We start from the raw sequence: 4559 nt of genomic DNA, 5'->3' as shown, positions 1-4559 counted from the left end.
ATCATTCATTAGAAACCCTAACTATGGCAAGTAAAATATGCCAAAGCATAAACAATATTGAACCTGAATATTTATGCCAATTCCATACCTTGTCTGGTGAGCTATATAGAAAGAAGGGAGATTATAAAAATTCACTAGAGCATTCTGAATTGGCATGCTCACTTGCCGAAAAATGCAATAGTATGCCACCTCGATCCTTAGCTGCGGTGTATTCTAATTTAGGGCATGTTTATAATACTATTAGAGATACAAATAAATCTTTGATGAGCTTTAATAATGCAAAAAAACATCTTATGTTAGATGGTGACAGTTCTGATTCAAGCTATATCTATAAGGGTATTGCAGAAGCTTATAAAATTTCAGGAGATTATAAAAAGGCATTAAAAAATTTTGAAGAAGCATTAAGTTTAAGAAAAAAACTTCTTAAAATCGACAACCCTCTTATTGCACAAAGTTATAATGACTTGGCGTTTATTTATGTGGAGATGAATCAAAGGAAGAAGGCATTACCTTTTTACATTAAAGCAATGAGAGGATATGAGGCAACTTTGGGCGATGAACACACTGATACTGCCAGCGTATATAATAATTTAGGCGAATTATATAGATATACTAATCAATATGACAAAGCGTATCCTTTAATAAAAAAAGCAATGGGTATACGAGAGTTACAACAAGAAGCAAATCCTATCGACGTTGCAACTTCATATAATACAATGGGTGCATATTATACTAATGTAAATAAATATGATGAAGCAATCAACTATTTAACTAAAGCACTCAACATTCTTAATTCAATATTAGGTCAACACCATGAGCATACTATGTTGATAAAAGATAATATTGAATACTTATATTCACTTATGGCTAACGAATCAAATAGAACGACTAATCATATAAAAATAGGCAGAAATAGTTCTTGTTCTTGTGGAAGCGGAAAAAAGTATAAGAGGTGTTGTGGAGAAAGCTAATGAGTTAGTGGGTAATAGTAAATTCATTTTACCCCCAAAATAAATAACAAAAAGCCCCGATACCGTTAGGTATCGAGGCTTTCTATTTTCTCTTACAAGAAATTCAGTTCTAAGCTTCTAGGCTTTAGAACGACAATGTATATAGCGCAGTATAAATCGGGTTAGAACAAGGCGCTTTACCACGACGTTTAGCTTTCTTAAACGAGTGGTGAAGCAACGCAGTTATCACCGATTTAGACAAGCTAGATTACATCATGCCGCCCAAATCATGCCAAAACCTTTAATGTAGCGGTATATATGGAGTTATGGCATCATACCTGTCTACATTTGTGACTACAAAGCTGGCGACATGACATCAATTGACACAAAATACCTAAAGCTACGCGGAAATATTTGGTGGTATCAAAGACGCATCCCTCAAGACTTATTAGACCAATTTGATGGACAGACAACAATATCAGAAAGTCTTGGGACAGCAGATATTCGAATAGCAAGAGTTCAACGAGATATCCTTAATGGGAAGCTTCAAGAACGTAAATTTAATGCGCCCAACACAAATAGGCATAGATTTCTTGAGCTTGTACAATCCATGTCAGAAGACAAAGAACACTTTCCAGCTTCTTGGGATGAACATTATGACTTAGACAAGGTGCAACGTGACGATGATGAAGTATTCTTGCATGCCTATACAACAGTCAATGGTAGGAAAGACCATCGAGGCAGATACAAAATAACACTCAAAGAAGCCCTGACAAATTGGAGCCGCAAAAAGGCTAACTCTTCTGATAACATCAACAAGACGAAAAAGTCAGTTGATGAGTTTTTGAAGTTTCTCAAGTTATATGACATCCAACTGGAAGATATCTCAAAGAGGCACGTCCACGATTATGTTGAACTACTTCTAACAGACCTCGCTATATCCACAGTAAGCGGCTATATCAGTCGCCTTCGCTCCATTTGGAGGTATTGTGACCAATTAGGTGAAGTTACTACCCCTTGCCCTTTTAAAGGCCATTCATTCGCTGGAGGCATTAAGACTAACAAGAAGAAATCTTTCACCCCTCAGGAATTGGGCCAGATACAAACACTAATTACTGATGAGGAGCCCATTAAAAAGTTACTAGTTAAGCTTGCGGCTTATACTGGTGGTCGAATTTCAGAACTCTGTAATTTAAAAGTTAGACATCTAATTGATGAAGACAATATCACTGCTATTTACATCGAAAAAGGGAAAACGGACGCCGCAACACGAATAGTACCACTGACAACAGAACTGGGCGAAAGGTTAAAAGCTTTAGCTAATGATAAAGGCGATGAAGATTTATTACTTGGGCTTAATGGGAAAGCTATGAGTCGTTGGTTCTCTAGAATCAAGACCGCTCATATTTCAAAAGATACAGCTAAAAGCTTCCATTCATTTCGAGTGATGTTTTCAACTGCAATGCAAAGGTCTGAAGTTATTGAATTGAAAGCTTCCGCTATTTTAGGGCATGAACGAGGTAAGACTATGACATATGGTTATTATTCAGATGGGTACACATTACCGCAACTCAAAGAAGCTTATGACCAATGTGTTGAGCACATTATTTGGTAGCCGCTCAAACTCTCATTAGAGTCTACCCAATGACAAAAACGTCTCAAAACAACAAAACCCACCCTAAAGACATGCTTTGGGGTGGGTTTCTAGTTTCTCACAAGGGTATAGTTTAAATAGAATGCTTTAAGCACAAATACAACCAATCCATTATCCAGATTATTGAACTAAAGCCATTAGGTTTTTAACTAATGGAGTCGCTATAGTCACTGTATTTGCAGCCATTCCCAGCCAAGAGAACAATTCAGATTTTGATAATTTATCTACTGTCTCTTCCTCTTTACTATTTTTAACTATTTCAATTGCTTCAAAAATCAAATCTTTAGGAGTGTTTTCTGGAAGTCCAATTTCTAGCATTTTAGCTTTACTTAAATATATATCAAAGCCAATTTCAACATCTTGAAATTTAACATCTCTAGCTTTAATGTCATATGTATCAGGTGCTACAACACCTTTTTTACCTCGACTAAAGTCAACACGTTTCAAATCTAATGCCATCTTCTTATCCTTTTCTATATGGGCTTCATTAGCAAAAATACCTATCTCACAATTATCAATAGATACCTTTTTCATTTTTGCTGAACAATAACCATTTAAATTTATTGCTTCAGAAAAACCAGAAATAGTTATTTTTTCTAAACTAACATTAATACCGTTAGTAATTTTAATACCTACAGTGTCAAATTTCGGACGCAAATAAGGAGGCTGAGGAATATAAATAACATTATAATTATTAAAGTAATGTCCTTTTAAAAAAGTTATATCCCTTCCAATTAGCTTTATATTCAGTATATAGCGAATGCGATTCAACAATCCCTTAGGCCTTAACATATATCTCCGATTACCTAGCTCTTACAGCATTGTATTCCGATTAAAGAACGATATACCTTTTATCCAATACTTCCTAATTAAATTAATTCGATATATGAAATACATATCTACCAAACTATAAAGGATCTATTAAATAAGCCTGTAAACACTTGAAAGACTAATACCTAATTCTCTAGATATTTGTAGCTTACTTATACCGCTAGCGAAAAGTTCTTTTACCTGAACTTGTTTAATTCTGGCAATTGGTTTACGTCCTTTGTACTTACCTTTATCCTTAGCTAGTGCAATACCCTCAGCTTGACGCTCAAGTAAAAGTTGTCGTTCAAAAGTCGCTATCGCGCCTATTAATGTAACCATAAGGCGACCCGTTGGGCTTGCTGTATCTATGCCTAAGTTAAGAACCTGAAGCGACACTTTCTTTGAATCAAACAACTCGACAATCTCAAGCAAGTGCTTCGTATTTCGAGCTAAACGACACAATTTAGTGATTTTTACCGTATCACCTTCACGTACATACTCTATCATCCTGATGAGCTCTAAACGCTCACAGGAAGCCCCTGATTCCTTTTCCTGAAAGATGGTGTCACAATCGCTTAATGCCTGTAGCTGAGCTTCTAGGCTCTGTCCTGATGTACTAACTCGTGCATATCCAACTGTAGCCATATCTACAACCTCACCTTATTCGTACACCGTACCAAAATCAAACGCTTTTCGATTTAAGTAGCTAATAATATTGGGAATAATCACTTTCAATAGAAATTCAATAACTATACTTCGAATACTCATACTATTCTCCTGTAGTTGTTTATCATTACTTTACTTATAACAATCAATTGATTAACTATTGAACTAACCATCCTTAAAGTGTCTTTTGTGTGCATCAGAGTGCTACCAGCTTAAAATCTGGATATCAATCATTGAACTTTGGAGCAAATATGCTGACTAATAGAATAACTCGCACAAAACGCGAAAAAATAATCTCTTTGAGAGACAAGAACCTATCTCACCCTGCTATCGCAGAACTTGTTGGATGTCATAGAAATACAGTAGGCAAAGTATTACGACAAGAATGCCTGAAATGATGAAAACACATAAAATGAACGGTTGTCCCTTCTACATCACCTCAAAAGCCTTTCAAACACTAGGCTTCTAGCCTATTCATA

General features: G+C 35.7%; 4 protein-coding genes. 2 read left to right on the top strand and 2 right to left on the bottom strand.

From position 1 onward, the window contains the following. A partial coding sequence (locus CXF78_RS10940; protein WP_219622069.1) for a tetratricopeptide repeat protein occupies window positions 1-971 on the top strand: 971 nt, incomplete at its 5' end. Window positions 972-1320: 349 nt separating this feature from the next. Beyond that, window positions 1321-2565 carry a tyrosine-type recombinase/integrase gene (locus CXF78_RS10935; RefSeq protein ID WP_102036795.1) on the top strand — a complete coding sequence of 415 codons (1245 nt, stop codon included), beginning with the start codon at window positions 1321-1323 and terminating at the stop codon, window positions 2563-2565. Between the two features lie 159 nt (window positions 2566-2724). Here the strand turns inward: CXF78_RS10935 and CXF78_RS10930 are convergent, their stop codons facing one another. Both CXF78_RS10930 and CXF78_RS10925 read right to left on the bottom strand, forming a co-directional pair. After that, entirely contained in the window at window positions 2725-3396 is a 672-nt protein-coding gene (locus CXF78_RS10930; protein WP_102036794.1) for a hypothetical protein, read from the bottom strand. Window positions 3397-3525: 129 nt separating this feature from the next. Continuing rightward, window positions 3526-4059, bottom strand: a complete 534-nt coding sequence (locus CXF78_RS10925) for a recombinase family protein (RefSeq protein ID WP_102036793.1) — start codon at window positions 4057-4059, stop codon at window positions 3526-3528. Between the last annotated feature and the right edge of the window lie 500 nt (window positions 4060-4559).

This window comes from Shewanella sp. 11B5 (assembly GCF_002836795.1).
Lineage (GTDB): Bacteria > Pseudomonadota > Gammaproteobacteria > Enterobacterales > Shewanellaceae > Shewanella > Shewanella frigidimarina.
Note: the sequence above shows the minus strand (reverse complement) of the source record. Positions and strands in the feature narration are given on the sequence as shown.

Excerpts from the sequence above, each read along its gene's own strand:
- CXF78_RS10930 (WP_102036794.1), bottom strand. The coding sequence starts at position 3,396 with ATGTTAAGGCCTAAGGGATTGTTGAATCGCATTCGCTATATACTGAAT.
- CXF78_RS10935 (WP_102036795.1), top strand. The coding sequence starts at position 1,321 with ATGACATCAATTGACACAAAATACCTAAAGCTACGCGGAAATATTTGG.
- CXF78_RS10925 (WP_102036793.1), bottom strand. The coding sequence starts at position 4,059 with ATGGCTACAGTTGGATATGCACGAGTTAGTACATCAGGACAGAGCCTA.